Annotated in this window: 20 protein-coding genes; 14 read left to right on the plus strand and 6 right to left on the minus strand. The window is 38.0% G+C overall.

Features of this window, described 5'->3' with window-relative positions:
• The first annotated feature begins 191 nt into the window (after positions 1-191).
• On the plus strand, positions 192-314 hold the full coding sequence (locus tag MP478_RS17685) for a GNAT family acetyltransferase (protein WP_230033521.1): 123 nt from the start codon (positions 192-194) through the stop codon (positions 312-314).
• Positions 315-367: 53 nt separating this feature from the next.
• Here the strand turns inward: MP478_RS17685 and MP478_RS17690 are convergent, their stop codons facing one another.
• The 5 genes from MP478_RS17690 to MP478_RS17710 form a co-directional block, all read right to left on the minus strand.
• The gene (locus MP478_RS17690; RefSeq protein WP_257190271.1) at positions 368-1,588 is read right to left on the minus strand and encodes a cysteine desulfurase; all 1,221 of its coding nucleotides are present in this window, start codon (positions 1,586-1,588) and stop codon (positions 368-370) included.
• Positions 1,589-1,838: 250 nt separating this feature from the next.
• Complete coding sequence (locus MP478_RS17695; RefSeq protein ID WP_257190270.1) at positions 1,839-2,492, minus strand: 50S ribosomal protein L25/general stress protein Ctc; 654 nt, start codon at positions 2,490-2,492, stop codon at positions 1,839-1,841.
• 55 nt (positions 2,493-2,547) lie between these two features.
• A complete protein-coding gene (locus MP478_RS17700; RefSeq protein ID WP_230033518.1) occupies positions 2,548-3,486 on the minus strand; it encodes a ribose-phosphate pyrophosphokinase in 939 nt (312 codons plus the stop codon).
• 85 nt (positions 3,487-3,571) lie between these two features.
• Positions 3,572-5,134, minus strand: a complete 1,563-nt coding sequence (locus MP478_RS17705; RefSeq protein ID WP_257190269.1) for a G-D-S-L family lipolytic protein — start codon at positions 5,132-5,134, stop codon at positions 3,572-3,574.
• Between the two features lie 10 nt (positions 5,135-5,144).
• On the minus strand, positions 5,145-6,386 hold the full coding sequence (locus MP478_RS17710; protein ID WP_257190268.1) for an OmpP1/FadL family transporter: 1,242 nt from the start codon (positions 6,384-6,386) through the stop codon (positions 5,145-5,147).
• A gap of 278 nt (positions 6,387-6,664) precedes the next feature.
• Here MP478_RS17710 and MP478_RS17715 point away from each other — a divergent pair, with 278 nt between their 5' ends.
• From MP478_RS17715 to MP478_RS17740, 6 genes are all read left to right on the plus strand, one after another.
• Positions 6,665-8,059: a regulatory iron-sulfur-containing complex subunit RicT gene (locus tag MP478_RS17715; RefSeq protein ID WP_230033510.1), complete on the plus strand. Its 1,395-nt coding sequence runs from the start codon at positions 6,665-6,667 to the stop codon at positions 8,057-8,059.
• Entirely contained in the window at positions 8,049-8,516 is a 468-nt protein-coding gene (locus tag MP478_RS17720) for a gliding motility lipoprotein GldH (protein ID WP_230033508.1), read from the plus strand. The genes MP478_RS17715 and MP478_RS17720 overlap by 11 nt, the downstream gene beginning before the upstream one ends.
• A 6-nt stretch (positions 8,517-8,522) precedes the next feature.
• On the plus strand, positions 8,523-10,901 hold the full coding sequence (locus MP478_RS17725) for a transglycosylase domain-containing protein (RefSeq protein ID WP_257190267.1): 2,379 nt from the start codon (positions 8,523-8,525) through the stop codon (positions 10,899-10,901).
• 75 nt (positions 10,902-10,976) lie between these two features.
• Entirely contained in the window at positions 10,977-12,518 is a 1,542-nt protein-coding gene (locus MP478_RS17730) for a YdiU family protein (protein WP_257201198.1), read from the plus strand.
• Between the two features lie 85 nt (positions 12,519-12,603).
• Positions 12,604-13,560 (plus strand): T9SS-dependent choice-of-anchor J family protein, encoded by a 957-nt coding sequence (locus tag MP478_RS17735; protein ID WP_257201199.1) that lies wholly within the window; start codon positions 12,604-12,606, stop codon positions 13,558-13,560.
• A 74-nt stretch (positions 13,561-13,634) separates the two neighbouring features.
• Positions 13,635-14,912, plus strand: a complete 1,278-nt coding sequence (locus tag MP478_RS17740; RefSeq protein WP_257201200.1) for a DUF6080 domain-containing protein — start codon at positions 13,635-13,637, stop codon at positions 14,910-14,912.
• A gap of 55 nt (positions 14,913-14,967) precedes the next feature.
• On the opposite strand, the gene MP478_RS17745 is transcribed toward MP478_RS17740, so the two are convergent.
• Complete coding sequence (locus tag MP478_RS17745; RefSeq protein WP_257201201.1) at positions 14,968-15,525, minus strand: SPOR domain-containing protein; 558 nt, start codon at positions 15,523-15,525, stop codon at positions 14,968-14,970.
• 181 nt (positions 15,526-15,706) lie between these two features.
• Between MP478_RS17745 and MP478_RS17750 the strand changes: the two genes are divergently transcribed.
• From MP478_RS17750 to MP478_RS17780, 7 genes are all read left to right on the plus strand, one after another.
• The gene (locus MP478_RS17750) at positions 15,707-17,065 is read left to right on the plus strand and encodes a c-type cytochrome (RefSeq protein ID WP_202272019.1); all 1,359 of its coding nucleotides are present in this window, start codon (positions 15,707-15,709) and stop codon (positions 17,063-17,065) included.
• Positions 17,066-17,088: 23 nt separating this feature from the next.
• Positions 17,089-20,157: a TAT-variant-translocated molybdopterin oxidoreductase gene (locus MP478_RS17755; RefSeq protein ID WP_257201202.1), complete on the plus strand. Its 3,069-nt coding sequence runs from the start codon at positions 17,089-17,091 to the stop codon at positions 20,155-20,157.
• A gap of 25 nt (positions 20,158-20,182) precedes the next feature.
• A complete protein-coding gene (nrfD, locus tag MP478_RS17760; RefSeq protein WP_047484639.1) occupies positions 20,183-21,580 on the plus strand; it encodes an NrfD/PsrC family molybdoenzyme membrane anchor subunit in 1,398 nt (465 codons plus the stop codon).
• Complete coding sequence (locus MP478_RS17765; RefSeq protein ID WP_047484637.1) at positions 21,567-22,088, plus strand: DUF3341 domain-containing protein; 522 nt, start codon at positions 21,567-21,569, stop codon at positions 22,086-22,088. The genes nrfD and MP478_RS17765 overlap by 14 nt, the downstream gene beginning before the upstream one ends.
• Positions 22,081-22,776, plus strand: a complete 696-nt coding sequence (locus tag MP478_RS17770; RefSeq protein ID WP_257190261.1) for a cytochrome c — start codon at positions 22,081-22,083, stop codon at positions 22,774-22,776. Before MP478_RS17765 ends, MP478_RS17770 begins: the two co-directional genes overlap by 8 nt.
• An 8-nt stretch (positions 22,777-22,784) precedes the next feature.
• A complete protein-coding gene (locus MP478_RS17775) occupies positions 22,785-24,116 on the plus strand; it encodes a quinol:cytochrome C oxidoreductase (protein ID WP_257190260.1) in 1,332 nt (443 codons plus the stop codon).
• Between the two features lie 143 nt (positions 24,117-24,259).
• On the plus strand, positions 24,260-25,276 hold the full coding sequence (locus MP478_RS17780) for a hypothetical protein (protein WP_257201203.1): 1,017 nt from the start codon (positions 24,260-24,262) through the stop codon (positions 25,274-25,276).
• Positions 25,277-25,341: the final 65 nt, after the last annotated feature.

Here is a 25,341-nt window from a genome sequence, read left to right on the forward strand (position 1 = left end):
AATTAAAAATGAAAACTTATAAAATAAAAAACCAAAGCAAAAATAAATTTACTCTGGTTTAATTATTTACTTTTATCCTTTAATTTGTATCGTTATTTCAGGACTAGTCAATGCTAAAGAATCTCGCCGGCATAATATTTTATCAACTATTTATCTTATATTCGAGTAACTAACACTTTAATCCCATTATTATGAAAAAACTTAATAAAACAACCCTAAAGCATATAATGGCAGGAGGGGAAATCTGTCTTCCATGTGCTGATGGCTATCATCAGGTTATTATCAACGGTCGATGTACCTGTGAACCTGACTAGAAAAAGCAGCTGTCCAGCTGCTTTTTTATTGATATATTGAAAAGTAATATATACTAGCTTAACATTCGCTGCGCTTTTTTAACACCTTCTACCAAAGCATCAATTTCTTCAAAAGTATTATACACAGCAAAACTGGCTCTTACTGTCCCTGCAATATTAAAGAAGTTCATAATAGGCTGCGTACAGTGGTGCCCTGTTCTTACGGCAATTCCCATTTTATCGAGAATCATTCCTACATCGGAAGAAATCCCTACTCCTTCCAGGTTAAAAGAAACAACACCTGTTCTTTTTGCTTTTTCACCATATATTTTAATTCCTTCTATTTCTAAAAGCTGTTTTTGAGCATATTGCAACAACGCATTTTCATGGTTTTGAATATTTTCATGTCCTACTCTGTTCATAAAATCCACGGCAGCTCCCAATGCAATATTCCCTCCTACATTTGGTGTTCCTGCTTCATATTTAAATGGAAGCCCTGCATAGGTAGTTCCATCAAAAGAGCAGGTAGCAATCATCTCTCCTCCTCCATGAAATGGCGGCAAAGCCTCTAATATTTCACGTTTCCCATATAAAACACCTGTTCCCATCGGAGCATACATTTTGTGGCCGGAAAACACAAAGAAATCGCAATCCATTTTCTGAACATCTATATTGAAGTGAGGAGCAGACTGGGCCCCGTCAATAACAATATAGGCGTCTGTATTTTTTCTTGCTTTTGATATAATTTCTTCAATAGGATTTACAATTCCCAACGCATTGGAAACCTGGTTTACAGATACCACTTTGGTTTTTTCACTTAGGAACTGATCAAATTGATCCATCTGCAGAATACCGTTTTCATCAATAGGAATTACACGCAGTTTTGCTCCGGTTCTTTCGCAAAGCATTTGCCATGGAACGATATTCGAGTGATGTTCCAGATAGGAAATAATAATCTCATCATCTTTTTTTAATTTTTGAGTTAAAATATAAGCAATGAGGTTTAACCCTTCTGTAGTTCCTTTTGTAAAAATAACTTCAAAGTCATGTTCAGCATTGATGAATTTCTGAATCTTTCTTCTCGAAAGCTCCATTTCTTCTGTAGCGAGCTGGCTTAATGTATGAATTCCTCTGTGAACATTAGCATTAAGTTCTGTATAATATGCATGACAAACTTCCAACACCGAATTTGGTTTTTGAGATGTAGCTGCATTATCCAAATAAACCAATGGCTTACCGTTCACTTCCCTGTCCAATATAGAAAACTGGCTTCTTATTTCCTGAATGTCAAACATTTATTTACATTTTAAATTAAAACGTCCTTATTTAGAACACTTCAAATTTACGGCTTTTTTTCCGAAAGGATACATCCGGCTGCCTGCTGATTGTTGTCAGTTAATAGAATTATTCGATGGATAAGATTGAAATGAGAAGTAACAAATAAATCCATTGCCTATTGTCTTTCTTTAACAGCTACCTTACTCCCATAAAAAAAACCTGCCAATAAAATGACAGGTTCTTATACCTTTGCATAATAAGCAATTCTTATTCTGCAGATTTTTCTTCTGTTGTTGGAACATCAGGAGATTGAGTAGCCACTTCTTCAGCCACTTCTTCTTCATCATCGTCCTCTGCTGCTGCACCTCCTTTCATTGCATTTCTAGACATCTTAACAGCTACTACAACTGCATTGTCCGGGTGCATGAAAGTATATCCTTCAGTTTTGATACCTCCGATGTAAAGTTTGTTACCAATTCTTAATGGAGTAACATCTACAACTATTTCGTCCGGCAAGTTAGCAGGAATAGCTTTTACTTTCAATTTTCTGAAAGACTGACGTAAAGCACCACCAGCAACAACACCTTTTGAACGTCCAGTAATTCTTACAGGAACCTCCATAACAACTGGCTTATCGTCAGATAATTGATAGAAGTCTGCGTGAAGAATCTTGTCTGTAATTGGGTGAAACTGAATATCCTGAAGAACTGCTGGAATTGTTTGACCATCAACTTCAATAGATACCGTGTGTGCTTCAGGAGTGTATACTAATCCTTTGAAAGCTCTCTCTTCAGCAGAGAAGTTCAAAGGCTCACCACCTCCATAAACAACACAAGGAACTAATTCAGCATCACGTAAAGCTTTTGTAGACTTTTTGCCCACGCTTTCTCTTTTTGTACCTTGAATTGTAATAGATTTCATTTATAAAAATTTAAAAAATTATTTTAGTTTTAATTTGCAAGTCGCTAAAAATCAATTAAATAACAAATTTACTACTAATTGATCTATGCTCATGAACCATTGTCATAACATCCGCAAATAATGGGGCGCAAGATAGCACTTTTATTTTAGTTGACAAATTATTTTTAACAGGAATTGAGTCAGTTACAATAACTTCCAAGATTTTAGAGTTCTCAATATTCTCGTAAGCCTTACCCGAAAGCACTCCGTGCGTAGCCATCGCTCTTACTGTCTTTGCACCTTTTTCAATTAGGATGTCTGCAGCTTTACAAAGCGTACCCGCAGTATCAATCATATCATCAATAAGGATTACGTTTTTACCTGTAACATCTCCGATTAGGAACATTTCTTCGATAACGTTTGCTTTCTTTCTTTCCTTATAAGCAATTACTACTTCTGCCCCCAAGTGGCCTGCATAGTTTTTAGCTCTCTTTGCACCTCCCATATCCGGTGAAGCAATGGTAAGATTATCAAGATTTAAAGATCTGATATAATCCACGAAAATAGAGGAAGCATAAAGGTGATCTACAGGAATTTCAAAGAATCCCTGAATCTGATCTGCGTGAAGATCCATTGTCATTACTCTTGTTGCCCCTGCTGCAGTAAGAAGGTTAGCAACTAGCTTAGCACCGATCGGCGCTCTTGGTTTGTCTTTTCTGTCCTGTCTCGCAAGTCCGAAATAAGGAATTACAACGGTAATACTCTTTGCAGAAGCTCTTTTCGCTGCATCAATCATTAGGAGAAGCTCCAAAAGATTGTCTGCGGGTGGAAACGTAGATCCTATTAAGAAAACTCTTCCTCCTCTTACAGATTCGTCTAAAACAGGTTCAAATTCCCCGTCGCTAAACTCCTGAAAGTTGATTTTCCCTAATTCTTTCCCATAATGCTGGGCAATTTTCTCTGCCAAGTCCCTGCTGGTTCTTGTACAAAATAGATAACTTAACTGATCGGCCATTTTTACTTTTTAAAAGATTTTGCAAATTTAAAAAAAAACCACAAGAATTACTCTTGTGGTCTTTAAGTTTTTATTTTATCAATTATTATGGGAATTTAACACCATCATATTTGTTTGGATCTACCTGTGGTAATGTAGATCTGTATTTTGCATTTATAGATTTAATAAACTCGTTGGCTATAACACCATATCCCCGTCCTGTAAGGTGAACACCATCAAGAGAGAAAGCTCCTCCCGTAACAAATTTTGCAGAGTATTTTACGCCGTCAAATGAAATTCCGGATTGTCCGTTCAAATCAATCATTTTAGCATTTGCATCTACAAAAGCCAATCCATATGAGTCAGCAAGTGATCTTATAGAGGCATTGTATGCATCTGTTGCTGTTTTTACATAAGCAGCCTCTGTTTTTGTTAATACATGTTGGTTTTGTAGAGGATAAGAAATTCCATATACATTTACCGGAGCCGGCACACCAGGTGCAGTAGTACTAATCACAGAACTTGTAGTAAGCAGGATATAATCACTTGACGTAGCCTGTCTTGCCTGTCCAAAGATTTGTCCGAAAGCACCAGCCAGCCCCACTCCTAAAGAAGGAGTTAACGCTGCTGTAAGCTGAGCCGATAAATCCGTAAGGGATACATCCTTAATTAAAACAGGATTGGGAGAAGTAGAAGAAAGAAGATTAATTCTGTCTCCAGCACCAAAAGCGGTAAGCGCCTGCTTTAAAGGACCATATAAACTCGCATTAAGTGTTGCTAAATTAGCACCCAGTTTTTCAGGTGTCAAAGGATTGTAAGGAACTGTCGTAAAGAAAGGCACAGAGGTAACATAAGGAATGTTTGCAATAACCCCTTTAGTTGTTCCTACACTTTTAAGGCCGTCCAAAACTCCTTTAATAGAACCCGCCACTACCGCCGGATCAGAAATATCATTTGACTTGTATAACGTCGGATCAGTATTTCCTGTCTGAACTGTAGCAGTAGTATATGTTGTAACTCCACCTATTGTCTGCGAATTTGTTCCTCCATTGGTAGCATATGATAATACATCATTATTTCCTATCCAAAGAGAGAAGAATGTTGCTTTCTGAGCCATCGCATCAGCCAAAACGCTTGTTGTGGCAGAAGAGGCAAATCTTACAAAATAAGGATTAGCCTTTCCAGCAGCAAGACCTGCTTGGTTACCATATCCGGGTGCAACCAGATGGAATGACTTCGCTCCCGGCACCCCCATATTATTATAAGAACTGCCGCTAGGCAAAAGATCCAATGCCGCTGCCGGAGCACTTGGTACCGGAGACGGGGATCCATTAACTATCTGAAGGTTTAATTTTCCAGGAAAACCAGGAAGATTGTTAAACCCTCCTACGTCATTAGGCATCAGAGGCTGTTTGAAATCTCCTCCACCCGCAAGTCTCATCTGTCCGGCAATCATGCTCGGATAGGATTCATTCTGGCCGCTGCTATATAGCGCCCCATCACGATATCCGGAAGTAAGAGAATTACCTAAAGAAATATATTTTGAAAAATCTGCGTCTCCTTTCGTTACCGGAATATCTTTCACATCCGTATCGAAATCTGTATTACAGCTCGTTACAGTGAAAAGAAGTGCAGAGACAGCAATTGTTGATATTATAATTTTTTTCATAGTCTTTTAATTAAAAAGGATTATAAGATAAACCTAGACCGAAGTAGAATGCTTTTGCTTTCGCTTGTCCGTAAAGTCCGATAGCAGAATTGTTTACATCTCTGGCTTGAGGCATTGCATATCCTCCGGCAATATCAATTCCAAATTCTTTCAACTTGAATCCTACCCCACCGGTCACCACATAGGTATTAAATGAAGGGGTTTCAGGAATAAAGTTTTCATTGGAGTAAGGAGACTCATCATAATAAGCTCCCAAGCGTCCATAGATCATATTGGTGAATGCATATTGAGTTCCCAATCTGAATGTCTTGGAATTTCTGAAATTCTTAGGATTTACTAAAACCGTCGGATCTGAAGGATTGTTAGGGGCAAGTGGTGCATTGTCAAAATCCAACACCAATTTGCTATATCTTTCCCATCCATGGTAATTAAAATCTGCAGAAATCTGCCATTTTGGAGTCACTTTATAGGTCAAACCAATTGTATATTCTTCAACCAATGGAAGCGTTGCTGAAAATCCATCCTGCCCTGCTGCATTTAATTTTAACAGAGAGTAAGGAGACTGTGTAGGGAACTTGAACGTAGCTGTTCCGTTTTTAGCTTTCATATCTATTGCTGAACGGTAAGCTATACTTACATCCAACTTAGGGTCAGGTCTGAAATAGAAACCGAATCCATATCCATGGCCACTGGCTTTTTCATCATTGATGTTAACCTGTCCTCCGAATTGCGTTACCGCTTTATCCCAATCTACTTTTCCTCTTGCATAAATATAGCTGGCACCAAAAGACAACCAAGGAGCTAGTTTCACAGAAACCATAGGCTGAAAATAGTAACTCTTCAGCTCCATTTTCTGCACCAACTCTTTGCCTTCCCAATCTTCCGGCCATTGAACAGTGCTTCCAAAAGGCGTGGAAAAGCTTAACCCTACGGATAGATTTTCTATTGGTTTATAAGTAATCGCTGCGTAGATAGGTGTTCCCAGAGGATTATCTGTTTCTGTACTCTGTAAAGTATTTAAGTTTTGAAAAGTAACTTTATTACTTGCACCAAACCCTCCTGCCACTACACTCAGTTTGGAAGGGATAAATGACATACCCGCGGGGTTAAAGAATGTCACACTCGCGTCTTCGGCATGAGCACTAGTATGCGCCATTGCCAATTGTTTTACCCCCTGCAAAGAAACTCTGAAGCCCCCTGCGTAAGATAAAACCCCCGCCAATAAAGCAGTTGATACTAATATTTTTTTCATAGACTATTATTATATAATCCAAATATAAAGTTATTTTGAATACGTCTGTTAATATTTCCCAATATTTTAAACAATATACTTAAAGAAAACTATGTTTAAAATAACACTTTAGATAAAACTACCCATAAAACCATTGTTTATAAATACTTAAGAGCCTATATAAACATATTCAATTATTTTGTTTAACCTTAAACAATAAGGTTATTGAATATTTAAATATTTTAGAATTGCATAAAGATAAAAATACATAAATTTGCAAGATTATAAATAATATTAATATGAGTTGTGGATGCAAAACATCCGGCGATTCTGCACATTCTTGCGGTCCCAAGAAGACTGCAAGTGGTTGTGAAAATGTAAATACCTGCGGGAATAGTTATAAATTAAGTGTTTTTGACTGGCTTTCTAACATCAACAATCCAGCATCTAACAGGTGTGACTTTGTAGAAGTTAGGTTTAAAAATGACAGGAAATCTTTTTATAAAAATGTAAACAATATCCCTTTACATATTGGTAGCGTAGTTACAGTAGAATCTAGCCCGGGACACGATGTAGGTGTTGTAAGCCTTACCGGAGAATTAGTGAAAATCCAGATGAAAAAGAAAAAAGCATCTGAAGAATCAGCACTAAAAATATACAGACAAGCCAACCAAAAAGACCTTGAGGTATGGCAGGAAGCAAGAAAAAAAGAGGACGCAGTAAAACTTGAAGCAAGAAAAATTGCCCACAGATTAGGACTTGAAATGAAAGTCACTGATGTAGAATATCAGGGTGATTCTTCAAAGATTACATTTTATTATACTGCTGATACCCGAGTGGATTTCAGACAGCTGATAAAAGAATATGCAGGCTCCTTCAGAACAAAGATCGACATGAAACAGATCGGTTTCAGACAGGAAGCTGCGAAAGTAGGAGGAATAGGGTCATGCGGACGTGAGCTTTGCTGCTCAACCTGGCTGACCGACTTCAGATCTGTAAATACCAATGTAGCAAGATATCAGCAGCTGAGTATCAATCCTCAAAAGCTGGCAGGACAATGTGGAAAGCTTAAATGCTGTCTTAACTATGAACTGGACAGTTATCTGGATGCATTAAGCAATTTCCCGTCTTCTTCCACCGTTTTGGAAACAGAAAAAGGGAGAGCATTCTGTATTAAAATAGACGTTTTCAAAAAGAAAATGTGGTTTGCTTATGTAGATAGCTCTATTGCCTGGTATGATTTTGATATTGATCTTGTAAAAAAATTGATTTCAAAAAATAAAAGAGGCGAAAGAACCCTTCCACTGGAAGATTTAAAACAACCTGACTTACCCCTTCAAAGCATTGACCTTATTCAGGAAAACAATGTAGACCGTTTCGAAAAGAAAAACCGGGGAAACAGAAACAGAAATAACCAGAATAAGCCAAACAACCCTCAACAGGGAGGGCAAGGACAGGGACAGAAGAGAACCAGACCGGAAAGACAAGACAGACCCGAAAGGTCTGAAAAACCGGAAAACCCAAATACTCAATCAGGAAATCAGCAGCCCAGACAACAAAAACCTAATCCACAGCAAAAACGTCCTGTGGAAAAGACAGAAAACAGTGCTGATGCTGAGAAAAAGCCACAAACGAACCCAAATAAGAAGAAATTTAAAAAGAAATTTCCTCCAAAAAAAGATAATGATGCGTAACATTTTAGGATTATTTTCCCTTATCCTTTTCTTTAGCTGTACTTCTTCTTCAGGAGAAGATGTCATTATGAATTCCGTTGATAACAAATGGAATAAGAAAAGTGAGCAAAAATTTAATCTTGAAATTTCAGATCCGCAGAATCCTAAAAATATTATATTTGTTGTAAGGAATAATAACGATTATCCTTACAGCAATATAAGATTCATTGTCAATTTTACCAATCTCCAGAATAAAAAGAAGGAAACCGACACATTGAATTATGTTTTGGCAAAACCCAATGGAGAATGGCTTGGTACAGGCTTTGGTGATACAAAGGAAACGTTGTTTCAGTATAAATTGAATTATAGATTTCCAGGAAAAGGTAAATATGAAATCGGGCTGACTCAGGCTATGAGGAATGACAACCTTCCGGGAATTGAAGATATTGGGATAAAATTAGAAACGGCTAAACCGTAATCATAAATGGAAGAAAACAGAAAAAATACAGGAAACAAAGGGAAAACTTTCCCTCTGCCTCCCAAACAAAAGAAAAATACCTCTTGGAAAAAATGGGTTTCATTTATCTGGATTGGGCTCATTGCAGTAGTATTAGGAATTTCAGGCCTTTTCTTCGCTGTTTCTCAGGGTTTCCTTGGAGAAATGCCGGATGTAAAAGAACTTGAAAATCCGGATATCTTTGTCGCTTCTGAAATTATCTCTTCAGATGGCGTTACGCTGGGTAAGTTTGAAAAAGAAAAAACACAGCCTATTGTTTACAAGGATCTTCCTCCTTATCTTATTTATGCATTACAGGCTAAAGAAGATGAACGTTTTAAAGAACATTCAGGAATTGACCTATACTCTATTGCCAGAGCCGTTGCTTACGGAGGAGGCCGTGGAGGTGGTTCTACTATTACCCAACAGCTGGCAAAGCTTCTTTTTACCGGAACAGCTTCTCAAAACAAAATAGAGAGAGCTTTCCAAAAGCTTAAAGAATGGGTAGTGGCAGTAAGTCTTGAAAAAAGATACACCAAGGAAGAAATCATTACCTTATATTTCAACAAATTTGATTTCCTTTTCAATGCAAACGGTGTTGAGATGGCTTCCAGAGTTTATTTTAATAAAAAAACTTCGGAACTTACATTGCCTGAAGCTGCCACTTTTGTAGCTATGCTCGAAAACCCAAGAAAAAACAACCCTTACAGATATCCTGAAAAAGCAAAGGAAAGAAGGAATGTTGTATTGGATCAGATGCAAAAAACCGGTTATATTGATGCGGCAACGTATGAAAAAGCAATCAATACGCCTGTAGAAGTAGATTTCCACCCTATTAAAAGTATCACTGACGGATATTCCGCGTATTATAAGTTTTACCTGAGAAAGGAAATTGACAAATACCTGGCAGGATATGAAAAAGAAACCGGTAAAAAGCTTAACCTTTATAAAGACGGTTTAAAAATATATGTTACCCTTGATTCTAAAATGCAGAAGTATGCCGAAGAATCAATCAAAGAACACTTAACAGATCTTCAGAAGAGATTTGATGCAGAACAGAGAGGAAGAAAAAACAGGCCATTCTACTATCTTACGGACAAACAGATCAGTCAGGTAATGCTTCAGGCCATGAAAAGAACCGGTAGATATAAGCTGTTAAAAGCTGATGGTATGCCTGAAGATTCTATCATGATGGAGTTTAAAAAGCCTATCAAAACATCACGATTTACATGGAGCGGAGAAGAAGAGGTGGAAATGTCACCTTGGGATTCTATCAGATACCACAAGCAGATTGCACAGGCAGGACTAATGTCCATGGTTCCGGGAACCGGAGAAATCAAAGCCTGGGTAGGAGGTATTGATTGGCAGCACTTCCAATATGATCATATCAAGCAGGGTAAGAGACAGGTAGGATCTACCTTCAAACCTTTCGTATATGCTACCGCTATTATGAAACTTGGAATGACACCTTGCTCAACAGTTTCCAACGGAACTTACGATCACAATGGATGGCATGTGCCGGGAAGAGGGGGAATGCTTACTTTAAAAGATGGTTTGGCACACTCTCAAAACCCTATTGCCGCAAGACTTATTGAGATGACAGGCGTAGATGCTGTAATCCAGACAGCAAGAGACCTTGGTGTAACGGAAGATATCCCGAGAAACAATACTATTGCCCTGGGTTCATCAGATATTACCATCTATGAAATGCTAGGTGCCTACAGTACTTTTGCGAATTATGGTAACCACAATAAACCGGAAATGATCTGGAGAATTGAAGATGCCAACGGAAGAGTAATCAAAGAAGTAAATGTAGAACCAAAAGAGGTAATGAACCCACTATACGCTTACACCATGATCGAATTGATGAAAGGTGTGGCACAGTACGGAACAGCTTCAGGAGAGCTGGGAAGAAGAGGAATTTCAAAAGGAGTGGAAATTGCCGCCAAAACAGGTACCACACAGAACAACTCTGATGGTTGGTTTATGGGAATCACTCCTAAACTGGCAACCGGAGCATGGGTTGGATGGGAAGACAGAGCCACTCACTTCTTTGGTACCGGTGAAGGTCAGGGAGCAAGAATGGCATTGCCAATTTGGGCTATCTACATGAAAAAGGTATGGGCAGATAAAACCCTGGGAGTATCTCCGGATGATAAGTTTATTAAGCCTTCAGACTGGAAAGACGGTTGCTCAAACCTTAGGGGCTTAAGCGGAGGTTATGGAGATGATGGAAGTCTTCAAACAATTGACGAAATTAAAAACCCAAGAGCAGCAGACCCTAGTCCAAAGAAAACCACAGAAAAGAAAGAGGAAAACATCAATGAGAATCTTCACTCAAACGATGAGGTAGATTTTAATAAATAATTTCTCTTTTAGAAATACACAAGACCTTTCAAGAATTTGAAAGGTCTTTTCTTTTATAATTAATACCTTTGGTGTATGAATATCGAACGCATCAGACAACCTTTCATCAAGAAATTTCCAGGAGATTTTTCCGGCAACCTTATGCAGAGAAATACGCCCAAGGTTTTATTTGCTACCATTAGCCCGGCAGGATTTGGCGAACCTAAGCTAATAGCTTTTAATCAAACACTTTCTGAAGAAATAGGGCTAGGAGCATTTGAAGAAAAAGATCTTGATTTTCTGGTTGGAAACAAGCTTCCAGAAAATATTCAAACCTATGCCACAGCCTATGCCGGACATCAGTTTGGAAACTGGGCAGGACAGCTTGGAGACGGAAGAGCAATTCTGGCAGGGGAAATTGAAAATAATTCAGGCCAAAAGACAGAATTGCAATGGAAGGGAGCAGGTGCAACACCTTACTCACGGCATGCAGACGGAAGAGCCGTATTAAGATCTTCAGTCCGGGAATATCTGATGAGTGAAGCTATGTATCATCTGGGTGTTCCCACTACAAGAGCCTTAAGCCTGGCTTTTACAGGAGAAGATGTGGTTCGTGATATGATGTATAACGGAAATCCACAACTGGAAAAAGGAGCTGTGGTCATAAGAACAGCGGAAAGCTTTCTCCGTTTTGGTCATTTTGAACTCATGTCTGCACAAAGGGAATATAAAACCTTACAGGAACTTGTAGATTTTACCATTGAGAATTACTTTCCCGAAATCACTTCATCAGGCATTCAGAGATATAAAGATTTTTTTGAAAACGTCTGTACAAAAACTGCAAATTTAATAGTTGAGTGGTTCAGAGTAGGCTTTGTACATGGAGTAATGAATACAGACAATATGTCAATTTTGGGATTAACCATAGATTACGGGCCTTATTCAATGATGGATGAATATGATTTGAATTTTACACCAAATACCACTGACCTTCCGGGAAGAAGATATGCTTTTGGAAAACAGGGCCAGATTGCCCAATGGAATCTCTGGCAGCTTGCCAATGCTCTTCATCCCATAATTAAAGACGAAAAATTTTTAGAAGATACCTTAAATCATTTTGGGACCTATTTCTGGGAGAGCCATGATGCAATGCTTTGTAGAAAATTCGGTTTTGATGAGCTGCGTAAAGAGGATGAAGATTTTTTTACCAACTGGCAGGGCCTGATGCAGGAATTGCAGATGGATTACACTTTATTTTTCAATTATCTTGAAAAACTACCTTCTACTACAGATGTAAAAGACTTCTTCAACAAGGTTTCCTATATTTCGGTTAATGAAGAAAAACTGAAAAAGCTGGAAGATTTTCTTACTACATACAACTCCCGGTTAAATCTAAACACCATTTCAAGAGAGGATTCTTTAGCTTTAATGAAAAAAACAAATCCTAAATTCACACTCAGAAACTACCTGCTCTATGAATGTATTGAAGAGATCAGCATTGGGAGAACAGACATGCTGGAAAAACTAACCGAAGCACTAGAAAACCCCTATGAAGAAAGGCATCCTGAGTTTTCAGCCAAACGCCCAAACAGCTATAATGACATTACCGGATGTTCTACACTTTCCTGCAGTTCTTAGCAAAAGGTTAATATTTTTCTTTATTCATTGAATATTCATTACACTATTAAAATATTTTTCTTAATTTTATGAAAAATATTTTAACATGAAAAAAGCTATACTTTGTTTAAGTTTATTGTTCGGAACAATAGCACACTCTCAAACAGTCTTACTAGATGAAGGCTTTGAATCTTACACGAATTTTGCCATTACAGGATTCGGAAACTGGTCCACACTCGATCTGGACGGTTTAAACACGTACTATGGCGGAGGTCCGGTAATTGGTGGTGAAACTTCTCCAACATGGGCACCTGATTGGACTAACGCAGGAAGCCCAATGGCTTTTCAAATTTTCAACCCGTCAGCTAGTAATGCTACTAACAACTTAACTGCAACTGCAGCAGATGAAGAAGTAAGAGACTTCACTCCTCACACCGGACTTAAATATGCAGCAGCATGGGCAGGATCACCTGCTGGGGGAGTAAATGCCAACAATGACTGGTTGATTTCTCCTGCATTAACTTTAGGAAGCAGTGCAAATACTCTAACATTTTGGGTAAAAGCTATGTCACCTGCTTTTGTAGAAAGCTATAAAGTAGGAGTATACACAGGAACTGGTACCCCAACGTCCAGTGCCAATTTTACTATAATTTCAGGAATTTCTCCCAAAATTGCTCCTTATGCAGCATGGCAGCAGGTTACTTTGAATTTAGATGCCTATGCAGGTCAAACTATAAAAATAGGATTCCAATACATGTCGGCAGATAAATACATGTTTATGCTGGATGACGTAAAAGTTACAGCTACGGGAGTACTTGCTACCAGTGAAACTTCAAAAACAAAATCTGCTATTTCTCTTTATCCTAACCCTACACAAGGAGAAATCAATATCAAAACTGATAAGAAAATAAAAACTACTTCAATTTTTGATATGTCTGGTAAAGCAACCCATCAAACAGATTCTTCAAAAACAGATATTTCAGACCTGCCAAAAGGAACGTATCTGATGAAGATAGAATTTGCAGACGGTACTTCTACTACAGAAAAAATCATTAAGCAATAATACGTTTATACAAACTTTATAGAACCACCTCTTTTGGTGGTTTTTTTATTCTACTTTTGCAAAAAATATGACCCGTGTCTTTGATCAAAACAAAATTCATTCATTTTTTAAAGCTGGTATTTCCTTCCACTTATACAGAAGTGGCCGTTTTTTTATTTTTCATCACCTGCTATGGAATCCTTGGTTCTTACATAGCCATTAACTACAGAATCATATTTGACAGCAGAATTCCATGGGATGCTTACTTTAGTTTTGATAATAAATCAATCCTTATGACGGGAGGAAGTTTCGAAAGACATCCTCTATCCTATTATTTTTTCAATTGGATCAGAGAATTCTCACTTTTTATGTCCGGTGGTAAAATGGATGCCAACTTCAGGCTTATACTGGCATGGCTCAGCAATATCATCATAACATTGAATATTGTTCAGGTTTTTAAGTACTTAAAAAACATTATCAGGCTTCCTTTACAGTTCAACCTACTCCTCATTCTGTTTTTTGGTATTTTTTCAACGAATATCATCCTGTCATTCACTCCTGAAAACTTCACCTATACTCTATTCTTACTTAGCTTATACAACCACTATGCAGCCATCAAATTAAAAAAGCAGAAAAAAACACCTACAGCAGCACTATCATTGGCGGCCATTACTATTGGAGGCCTTACTATAACCAATCTTGTCAAGGTTTTCATTCCGGTATTTTTTGAAAAAGGTCTTTTCCGGGATTGGAAAAAAATAGGCAACGCAATTGTAAGGGGAAGTATTGCAATCATCTGCTATGCATTACTCTACCTGAACCGGATAGATTTTAAATACCAGAACATATTTTCAAAAACCAATCAGCAGTATGAAAAATTCTCTAATGTAGAATCCATACCCACGTGGGATATGGTTCTTTCATTCTTTTTTGGCGGTAACATTTTATTCCCGGGTTTTATCATATCTGACAAACATAATATGAAAGGATTTTCCTTTAAGGCCCTTTATATGGAGCCGTATTCATCAGTGTTTTCATATATTTTCGTAGGTGTATTATTAGCATTGATAACCTGGAGTTATTTTAAGAATTTTAAAAATAAATGGGTCCAGATTATTATGATCTCATTTTTTGTTGATATGACCATCCACTGTGCCATGAGATTCGGTCTTCACACCTCCTATATCTATGGAGGGCACTTTGTTTTTGTCTACCCACTGCTCATAGGGTGGCTTTTCTATGCTTACAGATCATCCCCAAAAATATCCGCATTTTTAACATTAACCGTTGCTCTGCTGTTTGTTTACCTGCTGACCAACAACTGGTATAGAATGTCCGAATTTTTCTGGTTCCTGGAAACTTATTACCAATAGAAAAGGCTGAGAAAATTTTCTCAGCCTTTTTAGTATTTGTGAAATCAAATCTCTTTTATTTTGCTTCCGCACAGAAAATTCTGTACTGTACAGCAACAGCAGATTTGAAATATTCTCTGATTCTTGAAAGATCACCCGCAGCACTTTGTTTTGTAAAGTAACTTCCAGCTAAAATCTTATAATTTGGTCTTAAAGAAGCATCGGTTTCCACCTTAAGATTGGGGAATCTCTTTCTGAAATAAGCCTTCACCTCATTAGCTTCCTCATTGCTTTTAACCGTTGTAATCTGAATTTTAAATCCTAAAATTCTAGGATTTTTTTTACAAATCTCAGCATTGGTAAGTTCTCTATTTGGAACATAAATTTTAGGTGCCCTCGTGATTCCTCCAGTAGAAATACCATTATCGGTATTATTAGAATCTTTAGTTGGAATATTACTCGCAACTTTGGAACATTTGCCTTCAATTCCTTCCAAGGCAGTATTAATTTTAGAATCCATAGTCATGACAAGCTCCGTTCCCGAAAGCGTATCCTTTTTAACAACTTGCTGTGCTTCAATATTATAAAATCCTAATAATGATAATATTGAAAATATTTTGATCAGATTTCTCATTTAAACTTGTTTCCGCAAATTTATACAAATTAAAAAACTATACCAAACAGGTTATTTAGAATCAATACAAATTAACCTTAAATGACATTTTCCCCTTTTTATATGCCGTTAAATTAGTGTTAAAAATATTATTTTTGCGGGATTGATATGTTCAATATTTTACTAACATAAGATAATTTAAATGATTAGTTGGAGAAAGCATTATAAAAAAACGTTGATCGCAATAGGCTTATTGCTATCAACCAGTGCTTCATTTTACGGGCAAGACGGCGATCCTAAAAACGGAGAGAAACTTTTCAAAGCGAATTGTACTGCATGCCACGCGCTGGACAAACAGGTTATTGGACCTCCATTAAAAGGGGTTGTAGAACGTGTAAAGACAGAGGGTGGTGTAGACAAAGATTGGCTTCACAAGTGGATCAAAGACAACAAAGCTCTTAGAGCTTCTGGGGATAAATACGCCAATGAGATTTTTGAAAAGTATAATAAGACTGAGATGTTACAGTTTCCTAATCTTACAGAGAAGGATATTGATGACATTTTAGCTTTCACTACTAATCCTCCGGCTCCGGAAGAGAAAAAACCGGAAGCAACTTCTGCAACTGGCGCAGCCGCGGCAGCACCTGCAGACAAAACTACTACAAACATTGTCATCATTTCTCTTTTAGCGATTGCAGGTTTATTAGTTTGGATCTTGGTAAAACTAAGACAGCTGGTAACACTAGGTCAGTCTGAAGAATTAGCGGGTCTTAATGAAACAAGGGTTCGTTCGTTCAAGGAAATGTATGAGAAGTTCCACTACGTTGGGAAGATAGCTTTAACTATTCTGGCTATTCTTGCAGCTTACGGAGTATGGAACTGGCTAATGTGGATCGGGGTGTACAAAGGGTACAAACCAGAACAACCTATCTACTTCTCTCACAAAATTCACGCTGGAGAACAGAAAATTGACTGTCAGCTATGTCACTCCAGTGCCAAATATGGAAAGGTATCTGAAATTCCTTCTATGAACGTTTGTATGAACTGTCACAGAACAATTTCTGAATACAACGCAGATCACTACATGGAGCCAGGAAAAGACAAGGCATTCTATGACGGAGAAATCCAGAAGATCTATGCTGCAACAGGTTGGGATCCTGCAAAACAACAGTACACAGGAAAAACTCAGCCGGTTGAATGGACAAGAATCCACAACATGCCAGACTTCGTGTACTTCAACCACTCTCAGCACGTAGTAGCTGGTGAGCAGGCAATCATCAATTCTTTCAACAAAAAGAATCCTGACAACAAAATTGATGTTGTATGTAAAGCTTGTCACGGAAAAATTGATACAATGAATGTTGTTCAAATGGCTAACGACTTTACTATGGGATGGTGTATCGAGTGCCACAGAACGACTGAAGTTGATATGAACAACGGTTATAATAAAGAGTACTTCAAGAATCTACATGACAAGTTGAAAAAACAATATCCTAAGGATGGAGGTAAAATCACTGTAGATGCAATTGGAGGTCTTGAGTGTGGTAAATGTCATTATTAATAACTAAAAAATTAGAAGTATAAATGGCTTCAAACAAAATACAATTCAGAAGTATTCATGAACTTAAAGACCCAGCTTTAAATAATAAGTTGGCTCAGAAAGAGTTTCAGGAAGAAATTCCGGTAGAAGATTTCCTTGGAGATGCTGAGAACAACGGATCAAGTACTTCAAGAAGAGACTTCCTAAAGCTTTTAGGATTCTCTACAGCAGCAGTTACATTAGCTGCCTGTGAAGCTCCGGTAATCAAAACAATTCCTTATGTGGTAAAGCCACATGATATTATTCCGGGAGTACCCAATTATTACGCTTCCACTTATTTTGATGGTTTCGACTTTGCCAGTGTTTTAGTAAAGACTCGTGAAGGTAGACCTATCAAAATTGATCCAAACCCAGCAGCTGGTGATTTAGGTAAAACTAACGCAAGAGCTCAGGCAAGTGTACTTTCTCTTTATGATAATGATAAAGTAAAGCAGCCTAAACTGGATGGTAAGGACGAAACTTTCGATAAAGTAGACAGCTTTGTTCTTAAAGGACTGGAAGATGCGAAAGCTGCAGGTAAAAAGATTGTGCTTTTGTCACACTCTTTTGCTTCACCAACTTTCAAAAAGCTATTTGCTGAATTCAAAGCAAAATATCCTACAGCAGAATTAGTAACCTATGATGCTTTTCCTTACTCTGCGTCTCTGGATGCAGCTCAGGAAGTATTCGGACAGAGAGCATTACCAGTATATGACCTTAAAGGTTCTGAATTGGTAGTTTCTTTCCAGGCTGACTTCTTAGGAGACTATAATGCTTCAAGCTTAGAAACTTCTTACGCAGCAGCAAGAAAGCCGGGTCCAAACATGTTGAGACACATCCAGGTGGAATCTAACATGTCATTGACAGGTGCTAATGCTGACTCAAGATACAGATTAAAGCCAAGTGCAGTAAACAAAACTTTAGTTGAAGTTTACAATGCAATCGTAGGTGGTGGTACTTCTGATAAGACGGCTACTGAAATTGCGAACGAACTTAAAGCAAAAGGCAGCAAAGCTGTTGTTTTAGCTGACGGTTCTAAAGGAGCACAGGTTCTAGCACACTTAATCAACCAAAAATTAGGATCAGTAGCTTTCACTGGTAAAGCAAACTTCCTGAAAGAATTTGATAAAGCAAGATACCAGGAATTCTTAGGATGGGTAAATGCAGGCCAGGTTGGCGTATTAATAGCAAACAATGTAGACCCTATTTACTCTCATCCAAAAGGAGAAGATTTCAAAAAATCTTTATCAAAAGTTGCTTGTGTAGTAGCTGTTGCTGATAAGAAAAATGAAATGTACAAAGCAGCGAAAGCTGTAATTCCTGTAGCTAACTGGCTGGAATCCTGGGGTGATATTGAACCTCAGACAGGAGTATATTCATTAATGCAGCCTACGATCCAGAAAATCTACAAGTCAAGACAGATTGAAGAATCTTTATTGGTTTGGAAGAATGGAAAAAACAATGCTGCTAACAACTACTATGATTATTTAAAAGCCAGCTCAGCTTCTATCTTAGGTGCTACTTCTTTCAATAAGGCTTTATATAACGGTATTGTTACTTCTAACAACGCAACAACATTATCTTATACAGGTGGAAACGCTGCACAGGCGGTTGCTGAATTAGGAAACTTTAAAGCTTCCGAATTAGAATTGGTATTATATACTAAGACTTCAATGGGAGATGGTACTCAGGCAAACAACCCTTGGTTGCAGGAATTACCGGATCCTCTTACCAGAATGTCTTGGGATAACTACTTGACAATTTCTCCTAAAGATGCAGAGAAATTTGCGATTGATAACGATCTTAATGCAAGAATGCAGTTGGATGGTTCTATCGTAAACCTTACTGTAAACGGAGTAACAATAAAAGATGTTCCTGTATTCATTCAACCTGGTCAGGCAGAAGGATCTGTAGGTCTAGCGCTTGGTTATGGTAAAAAGAACTCAGGAGCTACTGCAGATACAGGGGTAAATGCTTATCCATTATTTGATGGTTCTAACCTGGCTCTTTCAGGAGTTAAAATTGAAAAGACAGGAGAAGATCACGAATTTGCAGGTATCCAGCTTCAAAACACCTTAATGGGACGTTATGAAATTGCTAAGGAAGTTCCTTTAGCGGAATTCATCAGCGTACCTTTTGATGATGAGCACAAAGGATGGAACAAGCCTTTGGAATACCACACCATCAGTGGAGCACTTCCAGCAAGAAAAATTGACCTTTGGGATGCTTTTGATGATACAGATGGTCCTCACTTCAACTTATCTATCGACTTAAACTCTTGTACAGGTTGTGGAGCTTGCGTTATTGCATGTCAGGCTGAAAACAACGTTCCTGTAGTAGGTAAAGAAGAGGTAAGAATGTCCAGAGATATGTATTGGTTAAGAATTGACCGTTACTATTCTTCAAGACAGAAAGTAGAGGTATATGAAGGATTAAAAGAAGGAATGGCTGTACCAGAATTATACGGTACTGCTTTCAATAAAGAAGGAGGTGCATTAAACCACCCTGCAGACAATCCGGATGTAATCTTCCAGCCTGTAATGTGTCAGCACTGTAACCACGCTCCATGTGAAACTGTATGTCCGGTAGCGGCTACTTCACACGGTAAACAAGGTCAAAACCATATGGCTTACAACAGATGTATCGGTACCAGATATTGTGCAAACAACTGCCCGTACAAAGTAAGACGTTTCAACTGGTTTACGTATAACCTAAATGACAAGTTCGACTTCAACATGAACAACGATTTAGGAAGAATGGTACTTAACCCAGACGTAGTTGTAAGAACTAGAGGGGTAATGGAGAAATGTTCAATGTGTATCCAAGAAACTCAGGCTACTATTTTAGCAGCTAAGAGAGACAACAGAAAAGTAACAGATGCTGAGTTTAAAAACTCTTGTGCTTGTGCTGCTGCTTGTTCTACTGGAGCAATGACGTTCGGAGACATGAATGACAAAGAATCTGAAGTTAGAGATTTATATTCTAGCAACAGAAGATATTATTTACTAGAGGAGATCGGAACCAAACCAAATGTGTTCTATCATACTAAAGTAAGAAACAGAGTAGAAAAATAAAGTTTAAATAATAAATAGGTAAAAAATGTCAGGACATTACGAAGCTCCGATAAGGGAACCTCTGATTATTGGTCACAAAACTTATCACGATATCACAGAAGATATTGCACGACCTATCGAAGAAAGAGCAGGTAAATTATGGTGGATTTCACTATATGCCGCACTAGTTCTATTCATCTATGGATTCGGCTGTATCGCTTATACTATCGGGACAGGTATTGGAGCATGGGGGCTTAACAGAACTATTAACTGGGGTTGGGATATTACCAACTTCGTATGGTGGGTAGGTATCGGTCACGCCGGGACCCTAATCTCAGCAGTATTATTATTATTTAGACAGAGATGGAGAATGTCTGTAAACAGATCTGCAGAGGCGATGACGATCTTTGCGGTGGTGCAGGCAGCAATCTTCCCTGTAATTCACATGGGTAGAGTTTGGGTTGGATACTGGGTATTCCCTTTACCAAACCAGTTCGGTTCTCTTTGGGGGAACTTTAACTCTCCTCTATTATGGGACGTATTTGCGATCTCAACTTATTTCTCAGTATCAACTGTATTCTGGTTTATGGGATTAATCCCTGACTTTGCAATGATCAGAGATAGAGCAAAAACTCCTTGGACTAAGAAGATTTATACATTCTTAGCTTTCGGTTGGGGTGGTAAAGCAAAACACTGGCAAAGATTCGAAGAACTTTCTTTGGTTCTTGCAGGGTTAGCTACTCCACTTGTATTCTCGGTACACACTACGGTATCTTTTGACTTCGCAACTTCAGTTATTAAAGGATGGCACTCTACAATCTACCCTCCTTACTTCGTAGCTGGTGCAATCTTCTCAGGATTCGCGATGGTACAGACCCTATTGTTGATTGCCAGAAAAGTTTGTCACCTTGAAGATTACATTACTATGTATCATATCGAAATTATGAACATCGTAATCGTTTTAACAGGGGGTATGGTAACGGTAGCCTATGCTACTGAATACTTCATCGGATGGTATTCCGGATCAAGATTTGAAGACTTTACGTACCTTTCACCAGGTGCTGCAGTAGGACCTTACTGGTGGGCTTTCTGGTCATTGATTATCTGTAACCTTGTTGTTCCTGCATCTTTCTGGTTCAAAAAAGCAAGAACCAATATTATCTGGACATTCATTGTTGCATTGATCATTAACATCGGTATGTGGTTTGAGCGTTTCGATATCATCGTTATCAACCTTTCAAGAGATTACTTACCAGGATCTTGGACTATGTTTAAGCCAACGATCATTGATGTGGGTGTATACTTAGGAACAATCGGATTCTTCTCTGTATTATTCTTATTATACGCAAGAACATTCCCTGTAATTGCACAGGCTGAATTAAAATCGATTCTGAAAATTTCAGGTGAAACTTATAAAGCAAAAGAAGGAGATGAGCACCACTAAAATTGTATACGGACTTTATGCTGACGACGACGATTTAATGAACGGCGTTAAAGCATTCAACGATAAAGGAATCAAAATAAACGAAGTATATACTCCGTTTCCGGTTCACGGACTAGACAAAGCTTTAGGATTAAAGAAAACAAGAATTTCTGATGCGGCCTTTCTATATGCTCTTTATGGTGTTACTATCGGTGCTACGGTTACCTGGTATGTAATGAACCATGACTGGCCTCAGAATATTGGTGGTAAACCAGCTTTTGACTGGGCACACAATATGCCGGCATTCGTAGTTCCAATGTTCGAATTAATGGTATTCTGTGCAGCTCACATGATGTCTTTAACTTTCTTGGTTAGAAACAAAATGTATCCAGGAGCTCCCGCTCAGAACCCGGATCCAAGAACTACTGATGATAAATTCATGATGGAATTTGTAACTGAAGATGTAGAATCTGTAAAACAGTTACTTATTGAAACTGGAGTTGAAGAAATAACTGTTAAAGATGCTTAAAATGAAAAAGAATGTATTAAAAATTACAGCAGTTTTAGGTTTAACTACAGTTTTACTTAACTCTTGCGGACCAAAAGACAATGCTCCATTGGTATATTTCCCGGACATGTATTTTCCGGTAGCTTATGACCCATTGATGAAAGCTCAGGATGCATACTCAGATCATGAAAATGAAATCCCTGCGTTTGTAAAAAACAGCTTTGCAACAGGTCTTGCTCCCGTAGAAGGTTCAGTAGCTCAAAATAAAGACGGAATCTTTGAAGAAGGTTTACTTCCTAAAAATGTAGATCAATACAATGCAGGATATGACGCTTCCAAGACTATGACAACCTCTCCTCTTAATCCGGCAAACGCTGCTAAAGATATTGAAAGAGGAAAAATGTTGTTTGACCGTACTTGTGCTGCATGTCATGGAACAGGAGGTGATGGGCAAGGTCCAATTGTACAAACCGGTGCTTTCTCTGGTGTGCCAAACTATGCTGATAGAGAAATTACGGTAGGATCTGTTCATTATGTATTAACAAACGGTAGAAATGCAATGGGATCTTATGCGGGACAACTGAACGCAGGAGACAGATGGAGAGTGGCAATGTATGTGATGAGTGCTTTCAAAAAAGGAGCAGCAGCACCGGCAGCAGCTACAGCAGCGGCGCCAGCAACTGAAACGACTACCGAAACTAAAAAATAAGAAAAGAAATGTATAGTTTTTCACCAAAATTAAAATCAACTTCTATAATACTTCTTGTTGTAGGTTTAGTTCTGTTTGGTATTGGCTTCTTTATGAATAAAGGACTTTCTACTGAGAAAATAGAACAAATGATGGAAGCTGTTCATGCTTCAGGTCATAATGCTCCTACACACTCAAGTGAAATGGTTGGACCACAGGATCACGCGGCTCATTTAGAGCATGCCGAGCTTCAGGTTCACAACCAGCCATTAGCATCGCTGCACTTTGTAGCTGTCTTTTTCTTTGGAGTAAGTTGTGCTGTATTGTTTTTTTACTGTATTCAGCATGCTGCCCACGCTGGTTGGCCAATTATTATTACAAGAGTAATGGAAGCTATTGCTTCTTATATTCCTTACGGAGGTGCAATTCTGGTTATTATGATGATATTGAACATCACGCACAATGGCCACCTATTCCACTGGATGGATCCGGAATTAACCAATCCTGAATCTGCACACTTTGATGTCATTTTATTCGAAAAGAAAAGATTCTTAAACATACCTTTCTATGCTATCAGAACGATCATTTATGTAGTAGGTGCTTCATTCTTCGCATGGAAACTGAAAGCTCAGTCTAAAAAAGTAGATGAAACTAAATCTAAAGTTGAGTATCAGATGCTTTACAGATGGGCAGTAGGATATATTGCATTCTTCGGATTTGCTTCTGCTGCTTGGGCTTGGGACTGGTTAATGTCTATTGATCCTCACTGGTATTCTACAATGTATATCTGGTATTCAATGGTTAGCTGCCTTTCAAGTGGTATTGCTGTAATCATTCTATTAAGTGTTTATCTTAAGAAAAATGGTTTCTTACCTCAGTTCAATGACAACCACTTACACGATTTAGGAGTATTCCTTTTCGCTACAAGTATGCTTTGGACGTATACATGGTTCGCTCAGTTCATGCTTTACTGGTATGCCAACGTTCCGGAAGAGGTTAACTACTTCTTTGGAAGATTCCAGCACTATGGTACTACATTCTTACCAATGCTTATTGTAAACTTCTTATTACCGTTATTGGTATTAGTGAGCAGCAGCATCAAGAGAAACTACAAAGTAGTAACAATAATGGCTGTAGTAGTTATTTTAGGACACATCCTGGATTACTTCAACATGGTAATGCCTGGAACGGTAGGACCATACTGGAACACTCCTGAAGTATTCCTATTAATATTGGGAGCTCTCCTATTCGTAGTTGGATTGTTTATGTTTACTGTACTTTCTGCTTTATCTAAACTGAAGCTGATCCCTACAGGAAACCCTTACTTACACGAATCTGAAATTTATGAGTATCCTTTCTAAGGACTTGTAACAAAATAAAATTATAAAAGACTGATTGGTAAACGATCAGTCTTTTTTTATGCCGTCAGCCCAATCGCTGCCCTTTTAAGATTCATTTCCTGCATATTCATAAGCCTGATGTCTAATCGCAATAATATAGTGCTATGAAAAAAAAGTATCTGGTTTACCTCCTATTCTGCCTGGTCTCCATTTTTACCCATGCCCAGACCATTACTTTCGTTTCCGAAAAAAGCAACATTCCTCTTCCAAAGGTTTCTGTTTTTGGTAAAGACGGCAGCATACTCGCGTACTCTGATATTGATGGAAAAATTGATAAGCAATCCTTGTCCCCGGCTCAGGAAAAATTCCAGCTGGTTTATAATAATTTTCTGGTGGCTACACTCTCCTATTCAGATTTCGACCAGCCTGTCATTAAGATCAATGATCAGGTAAAAGAAATAGAAACCGTAGTCATTAAAAATAATAAGCCTACAAAATACATCCTTATCAAAGGGAATTTTAATTCTTATGTTACCGTCAACAATAAACTGAATGCCTATGCTGATGGAATTGTAACCTATACCTTCGATAATAAAACAAAAAAGCTGAAAAGCAGTCATGTGGAACAATATCGGGTATACAGACTTATAGATCCCAAGAAAGAAAAGAAACAGACCGCTCTTTGGGATTATGGAAGTTCATTAGGAATTCCCAATATGAAAAAAGTGGGAAATCTTGATGAATACAAAAAGAAAAACATAAAAATTAAAGAACTTAAAGGCAGCGGCAAGGATGAAATTGAGGTTAGCGGCGAGTACCTGCAGCAACAAGAATTTGCACTGTTTGGATTCCGTTTTTTTGATCTGAGAGGAATTCAGAATATCGCTTTTGAAAAGGATTCTCAAAAAACACTCAAAGACTTACTGGAATTTAATGAAATCCTTTTTATTAAACTAAAGCATAAAAGTGAGGAAAACTACAACCAGATTATTTCTTATCAAAATTTTTATCCTACAGAAATCAGCTTCAGTGATACCAACGATACTGATGAAGTAAAATTTAATAAAGACTACAGCAACTACAAAACCCAGTATTGGCAAGATTCCTCATTCCCCAATATGCAGACCATTTTTAGCTCTTTTTTCAAAGATGATTTGAAAGAACAGCAGAATAAGAAATAGGTAATAAAAAAGCATGATACACAAAAACATAGCTATCATCAAACAGTTCAGTAAAAGTGCTGGTT

Origin of the sequence: Chryseobacterium sp. WG14 (genome assembly GCF_024586945.1) — a bacterium.
Lineage (GTDB): Bacteria > Bacteroidota > Bacteroidia > Flavobacteriales > Weeksellaceae > Chryseobacterium.

Bases quoted from the DNA above. Each gene is read 5' to 3' on its own strand.
- MP478_RS17745 (WP_257201201.1), bottom strand. From the start codon at position 15,525: ATGAGAAATCTGATCAAAATATTTTCAATATTATCATTATTAGGATTT.
- MP478_RS17695 (WP_257190270.1), bottom strand. From the start codon at position 2,492: ATGAAATCTATTACAATTCAAGGTACAAAAAGAGAAAGCGTGGGCAAA.
- MP478_RS17730 (WP_257201198.1), top strand. From the start codon at position 10,977: ATGAATATCGAACGCATCAGACAACCTTTCATCAAGAAATTTCCAGGA.
- MP478_RS17735 (WP_257201199.1), top strand. From the start codon at position 12,604: ATGAAAAAAGCTATACTTTGTTTAAGTTTATTGTTCGGAACAATAGCA.
- MP478_RS17780 (WP_257201203.1), top strand. From the start codon at position 24,260: ATGAAAAAAAAGTATCTGGTTTACCTCCTATTCTGCCTGGTCTCCATT.
- MP478_RS17750 (WP_202272019.1), top strand. From the start codon at position 15,707: ATGATTAGTTGGAGAAAGCATTATAAAAAAACGTTGATCGCAATAGGC.
- MP478_RS17755 (WP_257201202.1), top strand. From the start codon at position 17,089: ATGGCTTCAAACAAAATACAATTCAGAAGTATTCATGAACTTAAAGAC.
- MP478_RS17770 (WP_257190261.1), top strand. From the start codon at position 22,081: ATGCTTAAAATGAAAAAGAATGTATTAAAAATTACAGCAGTTTTAGGT.
- MP478_RS17725 (WP_257190267.1), top strand. From the start codon at position 8,523: ATGGAAGAAAACAGAAAAAATACAGGAAACAAAGGGAAAACTTTCCCT.
- MP478_RS17720 (WP_230033508.1), top strand. From the start codon at position 8,049: ATGATGCGTAACATTTTAGGATTATTTTCCCTTATCCTTTTCTTTAGC.
- MP478_RS17690 (WP_257190271.1), bottom strand. From the start codon at position 1,588: ATGTTTGACATTCAGGAAATAAGAAGCCAGTTTTCTATATTGGACAGG.
- MP478_RS17710 (WP_257190268.1), bottom strand. From the start codon at position 6,386: ATGAAAAAAATATTAGTATCAACTGCTTTATTGGCGGGGGTTTTATCT.
- nrfD (WP_047484639.1), top strand. From the start codon at position 20,183: ATGTCAGGACATTACGAAGCTCCGATAAGGGAACCTCTGATTATTGGT.
- MP478_RS17715 (WP_230033510.1), top strand. From the start codon at position 6,665: ATGAGTTGTGGATGCAAAACATCCGGCGATTCTGCACATTCTTGCGGT.
- MP478_RS17685 (WP_230033521.1), top strand. From the start codon at position 192: ATGAAAAAACTTAATAAAACAACCCTAAAGCATATAATGGCAGGAGGG.
- MP478_RS17765 (WP_047484637.1), top strand. From the start codon at position 21,567: ATGAGCACCACTAAAATTGTATACGGACTTTATGCTGACGACGACGAT.
- MP478_RS17705 (WP_257190269.1), bottom strand. From the start codon at position 5,134: ATGAAAAAAATTATAATATCAACAATTGCTGTCTCTGCACTTCTTTTC.
- MP478_RS17775 (WP_257190260.1), top strand. From the start codon at position 22,785: ATGTATAGTTTTTCACCAAAATTAAAATCAACTTCTATAATACTTCTT.
- MP478_RS17700 (WP_230033518.1), bottom strand. From the start codon at position 3,486: ATGGCCGATCAGTTAAGTTATCTATTTTGTACAAGAACCAGCAGGGAC.